The 4459-nt window shown below is 71.0% G+C and carries 3 protein-coding genes; 2 read left to right on the top strand and 1 reads right to left on the bottom strand.

Features of this window, described 5'->3' with window-relative positions; all coding sequences use genetic code 11:
* Window positions 1-108 precede the first annotated feature (108 nt).
* Complete coding sequence (locus GT354_RS38610; RefSeq protein ID WP_161361043.1) at window positions 109-1149, bottom strand: NAD(P)-dependent alcohol dehydrogenase; 1041 nt, start codon at window positions 1147-1149, stop codon at window positions 109-111.
* 93 nt (window positions 1150-1242) lie between these two features.
* Here GT354_RS38610 and GT354_RS38605 point away from each other — a divergent pair, with 93 nt between their 5' ends.
* A complete protein-coding gene (locus GT354_RS38605; protein ID WP_161361042.1) occupies window positions 1243-1851 on the top strand; it encodes a TetR/AcrR family transcriptional regulator in 609 nt (202 codons plus the stop codon).
* A gap of 286 nt (window positions 1852-2137) precedes the next feature.
* Window positions 2138-4390, top strand: a complete 2253-nt coding sequence (locus tag GT354_RS38600) for an MMPL family transporter (protein WP_161361041.1) — start codon at window positions 2138-2140, stop codon at window positions 4388-4390.
* Window positions 4391-4459 lie beyond the last annotated feature (69 nt).

Raw genomic sequence — 4459 nt, 5'->3', positions numbered from 1 at the left:
ACCGCGCCGCGACCCGTGCTGATGCCCGGGTCGAACCCGAGGGCGCAGTGCCGGGCCATGCGCGCGCCGTTGTCCGGCCCGCACGGCGTGGCCCGGCCGACCGTCTGCTCAGTCCAGGTCGGACATGTCGAGCACGAAGCGGTAGCGGACGTCGTTTCGCCGGAGGCGGTCTAGTGCCGTGTCCACCTGTGACGACGGGAGCACCTCGATGTCGGCGGCGATGCCGTTGTCGGCGCAGAATCGGAGCATCTCGGCGGTCGCCGGGCGGCCTCCGCCGCCCGCGGAACCGAGCTTCTTGCGGCCGATGAGCAGGTCCGTGGCCTCGACGGTGACGGGGCCCAGGTACCCGAGGAGGCTGAGGGTGCCGTCCATCGCCACCAGCTTCAGATACGGGGCGAGGTCGTGAGGGGCGGAGATGGTGTCGACCACGACGTCGAAGGTGTCCCGGACCGCGGCGATCTGCCGGCTGTCGGTGGAGTCGACGAGGTCGTGCGCGCCGAGCTTGCGGGCGTCGTCGCGCTTGTCCCGGGTGCGGCTGACGACGGTCGTGGTGGCGCCGAGTGCCACGGCCATCTTGACCGCGAGGTGGCCCAGGCCGCCGAGCCCGGCCACGGCGATGCGACTGCCGGGGCCCACGCCGAGGGCCCGCAGGGGTTCCCACACGGTGACGCCGGCGCACATCAGCGGGGCGGCCGCGGCCGGGTCGAGGCCGGAGGGGAGCGGGTAGGCGAAGCTCTCGCGCACGACGTATTCGCGGGAGTAGCCGCCCAGAGTGGTCGACCCGTCCTGCCGGTCGGTGCCGCCGTAGGTCAGGGTCGGGAAGGTGTGGCAGAAATTCTCCTGTCCGGCTTCGCACATGGCGCATACGCCGCAGGAGTCGACGATGTTGCCCACCGCGACGCGGTCGCCGACCGAGAAGGTGGTTACCTCGGGTCCGATCTCCGCCACCACGCCGGTGAATTCGTGACCGGGCACCAGGGGCGCGTTCGTGTGCCGGTCGTAGGCGCGCAGGGCGTGCAGGTCGGTGTGGCACACGCCGCAGTGGTCGACCCGCACCGCGATGTCGTCCGGGCGCAGATCACGGCGCTCCAAGGAAGTGCGCCGCAGCGCCGTCGGGCCGGTCGCCTGCCATCCGGTGGTCGTTCGCATGGGCAACTCCTAAACAGACTGTTCGGTCTGTCTGAGTCTAGGCACGACCGGGCAGCAAGGCAAACAAACTCTTCTGTTCGGTAGGCTGCGGGCATGCCGGAACAGCCCCAGACCTCACGAGGCGCCGCGACCTACCAGCGCATCCTGGACGCCGCCACCGCAGAGTTCGCCCAACACGGCATCGCCGGGGCGCGCATCGAACGCATCGTGACGGCAGCGCGCACCAACAAGGCACAGCTCTACGCCTACTTCGGCGACAAAGAGCGACTCTTCGACGCGATCTTCCTCGGCTCGTTGGAGCGCATCACCAACGTCGTGCCCATCGACGCCGACGATCTCGCGGAGTGGGCCGTTCGTCTCTACGACGAATACCTGCGCCGCCCCGACCTCATCCGGCTGGCGACCTGGACACGACTGGAGCGCCGACCTGCCGGGCACCTCGTCGAGACCCAGCACCACTACGAGGACCGCAAGCTCACGGCCATCGCCCGGGCCCAGGCCGCCGGACGAGTCCGCGCAGGCGACCCGTTCGACATCATGGCCATGGTCATCGCCATGTCCATGGCCTGGTCACCGGTCAGCAACGTATACGCGGCCGGCAGCCAAGAACCCGACGACGTACACGACCGGCGCCGAGCCCTGCTCCGCGAGTGCGTCCAAAGCGCCACCGCGGCAGGCAGAGGCGACGCATCCGCCTCATGACTGCCACCAACGCCCCTGCGAACGGCTCCTTGTTCGCGGAGTTCCGGTTCGATTCTCGAAGGCGCTGACCGACGACGCCTCGCCGTGACCGGCAAGGGTCGGCGGGCGGCGTCCCCCGGGATCGCGAGCGGGGTCGGAGCGCAAGCCGTGGTACCCGCGAGAACGACGCGCCCGGTGATCCGTACTTGATATTCGGTAGTCGGGACGGTCGTCGCGGAGGACGACGCGACAGGCCCGGACGGAAAGGCTGGTGGGGTTCCCGAGAGCAGATGCGGAGATCTCGTTCATGGCTACTTTCCTGTACCGGCTGGGCCGTTGGACCTTCCGGCGCCGCCGCTACGTCACGCTGGGGTGGGTGGCGGTCCTGGCCGTCGTCGTTTTCGGCGCGCTCGGCGCCTCCGGTTCTCCCGACGACTCGTCGTCGATGCCGGGGATCGAGGCCCAGAAGGCGTTCGACCTGGTCAACGAGCGGTTCCCCGGGACCGAGGCGGACGGGGCGAGCGCCCGGATCGTCTTCGTCGCCCCGGAGGGGCAAAAGGTCACCTCGGCCGCCAACCGCTCGGCCATCGACAAGCTGGTGACCGATGCGGCCGACGACCCGCAGATCGCGGACGTGGCAAGCCCGTTCGACGGCCGTGGGGTGAGCGAGGACGAGTCCACCGCGTACGTCACCGTCACCTACGACGTGAAGGACGACGACCTCACCGACACCGCCAAGAAGGACCTGGAGAACGCGATCGAACAGGCCCGGAACACGGGCCTGACCGTCGAGGTCGGCGGAACCGCCCTGGCCACCGAGCCCGCGGCCGGCATCGGCGAGGTGATCGGCGTCGTCGTCGCCGCCCTGGTGCTGCTGGTCACCTTCGGGTCCCTGGCGGCCGCCGGACTGCCGCTGCTCACCGCCCTGCTCGGCGTGGGCATCAGCATGGCCTCGATCATCGCCCTGGGCAACGTCTTCGGCCTGTCCTCGACGACCGGCGAACTGGCCATGATGCTCGGGATCGCGGTCGGCGTCGACTACGCGCTGTTCGTGGTCTCGCGCTACCGCGAGGAGCGGGCCAAGGGGCACGACGCCCACGAGGCGGCCGGTCTGGCCGCGGGTACGGCCGGTGCCGCGGTCGTCTTCGCCGGACTCACCGTCGTCATCGCGTTGGCCGGACTCTCCGTGGTCGGCGTCCCGATGCTGACCAAGATGGGCCTGACCGCCGCAGGAGCGGTCGTGATCGGCGCGCTGATCGCACTGACCCTGGTCCCGGCGCTGCTCGGCTTCTGGCCGAACGCCGTACTCGCCCGCCGCGTTCGCAAGGGCGGCGGCCGGGTCCGCAACGGCGGCCGCCGGGCCCGAAAGGGCACGCCGAGCGGCCCGATCCACGCGGCCGAGAGCAGGAGCGCGCGCTGGGCCCGGTTCGTCCTGCGCCGCCCGGTGCCGGTGTTGATCGCCTCGGTCGTCGGCCTGGGCGCGCTCGCCGTGCCCGCGACCCAGCTGCGCTTGGGCATGCCCGGTGACGAGGCGAAATCCACCGCGACCACGGAGCGCCGTGCCTACGACGCCCTGGCCGACGGGTTCGGCCCCGGGTTCAACGGTCCGCTGACCGTCGTCGTGGACGTCCGCGGAGCCGCCGACCCCGAGGCGGCGGTGGCGGCGGTCGCCGACGACATCGCCCACACCGACGGCGTGGTCTCCGTGTCCCGGGCCCGGTTCAACGCGGCACACGACACCGCGGTGCTGTCCGCGGCCCCCTCCACCGCGCCCACCAGCGAACGGACCAAGGACCTGGTGCGCGCCATCCGCGCCGAGCGTGCGAAGACCGAGGCGGCCGGCGGGGCGACCTTCGAGGTCACCGGGACCACCGCGCTCAACATCGACGTCGCGCAGAAGATGCAGGACGCGCTGATTCCCTACCTCGCGGTCGTCGTCGGCCTGGCCTTCCTCCTCCTGATGCTGGTCTTTCGTTCGGTGCTGGTGCCCCTCAAGGCCGCCCTCGGCTATCTCCTGTCGGTGCTCGCGTCCCTCGGCGCGATCGTCACGGTCTTCCAACAGGGCCACGGCGCCGCGCTCTTCGGCGTCGAACAGACCGGACCGATCATGAGCATGATGCCGATCTTCCTGGTGGGCATCGTCTTCGGCCTCGCGATGGACTACGAGGTCTTCCTCGTCTCGCGGATGCGCGAGGCGTACGTTCGCGGGGAACGACCCGCGCAGGCCGTCGTCACCGGATTCCGGCACAGCGCCCCGGTGGTGACGGCTGCCGCGCTGATCATGACGGGGGTCTTCGCCGGGTTCATGACCGGTGGCGAGTCCATGGTCAAGATGGTCGGTTTCGGCTTGGCCATCGCCGTCCTGTTCGATGCCTTCGTCGTCCGGATGGCATTCGTGCCCGCGGTCCTCGCCCTGCTCGGCAAGGCGGCCTGGTGGCTTCCGCGCCCGCTGGAGCGCCTGCTGCCGCACATCGACGTGGAGGGCGAGGCGCTCGGTCGACGGACCGCGGCCCTCCCCGCCCCGGCCGAGGACACCCATCCGGACACGGCGCGCGTGTGACCCTCGCGTCCGCGGGGCCGCCGGTGCCGAGCCGGACGGCCCCGGCCGTGGTTGGCCGCGCGCCCGTGC

Origin of the sequence: Streptomyces sp. SID3343 (genome assembly GCF_009865215.1) — a bacterium.
Lineage (GTDB): Bacteria > Actinomycetota > Actinomycetes > Streptomycetales > Streptomycetaceae > Embleya.
Note: the sequence above shows the minus strand (reverse complement) of the source record. Positions and strands in the feature narration are given on the sequence as shown.